This window comes from Sphingomonas endophytica (assembly GCF_001476895.1).
Taxonomy (GTDB): domain Bacteria; phylum Pseudomonadota; class Alphaproteobacteria; order Sphingomonadales; family Sphingomonadaceae; genus Sphingomonas; species Sphingomonas endophytica_A.
Genome location: NZ_LDTB01000272.1, coordinates 1 through 1,023 on the forward strand (window position 1 = coordinate 1; position 1,023 = coordinate 1,023).

1 protein-coding gene is annotated in these 1,023 nt (G+C 66.7%); it reads right to left on the bottom strand.

Features of this window, described 5'->3' with window-relative positions:
* Positions 1–908, bottom strand: a 908-nt coding sequence (locus NS334_RS17145) for a DUF763 domain-containing protein (RefSeq protein WP_058757018.1), incomplete at its 3' end; no start/stop codon positions are given.
* Between the last annotated feature and the right edge of the window lie 115 nt (positions 909–1,023).

Here is a 1,023-nt window from a genome sequence, read left to right on the forward strand (position 1 = left end):
ACTTCAGCGACCATGGCGAGCGACTCCACGGTGCGGGCGCCGACGCCGGGTGTGAGCAGCAGCTCGGGGAAGTCCAGCGGCCCGCGCTCGGCTGCGGCGGCGAGGGTGCCGTGCAGACGGCGGATGAACACGTCGCTCGAGCGCACATCGTGATTCGCAGGCATGATCAGATGCAACAGATCGCCCTGTGCCGCCACCTTCTCGGTCAGCTCGGCATATTCGCGCGCAACGCCGTCGGGACCGAGCCCGGCAAGCAAATCGAGCTGAGCCTGGCGTGAGGCATCGGCGCGGTGGTCGGTCAGATTGACGATCTCGCCCTGGGATGGTCCGTCGATCGGGCTGTGCGGCTCGTCAACGAAGCTGCGCAGGCCCTCGGAATGCCAGTGATAGCGCCGCGCCTGCCGCTTGCTGTCGCTCATGCCTTGCTGGACCACGGTCCATTTGCCGTCCGTGGTGACGAAGAAGCCGTGCAGATAGAGCTCGAACCCATCCTGGACCGCGGCGCTGTCGACCTTGGCGACCAGACGGCTGGCGCGGGTGAGCGCAACGCCGTCAAAGCCGGTCCGCTCGCCCAGCGCCGTCAGTTCGTCCGGCGTCCGGCGCGAATACCTGCCGCGGCCGCCGCAAACGTAGATGCCGAGCCCGTCCTGCAGCGGTGCCAGCCCGCGCTTGAGCGCGCCGATGACGCTCGTAGTGATTCCGGACGAATGCCAATCCATGCCCATCACGGCGCCGAACGACTGGAACCAGAACGGATGCGAGAGCCGCTGCAGGAACGCGTCACGGCCGTAATGATGGACCACGGCCTGCGTGATGATCGCGCCCAACGTCGACATGCGCTCCGCCAGCCACGGCGGCACGCGCCCACCATGCAGGGGCAGATCAGCGCTGCCGGTACGTCGGGCCATCGGTCTCCAAACCTTGGATCAAGCCTTCGATCGAGCCTCGATGCAACGTCCGTGACGAGAGGCAGACTATCCCCGCCGATCAGCCTGTAATCGACTCGTTAGCAACCCGTCGAGG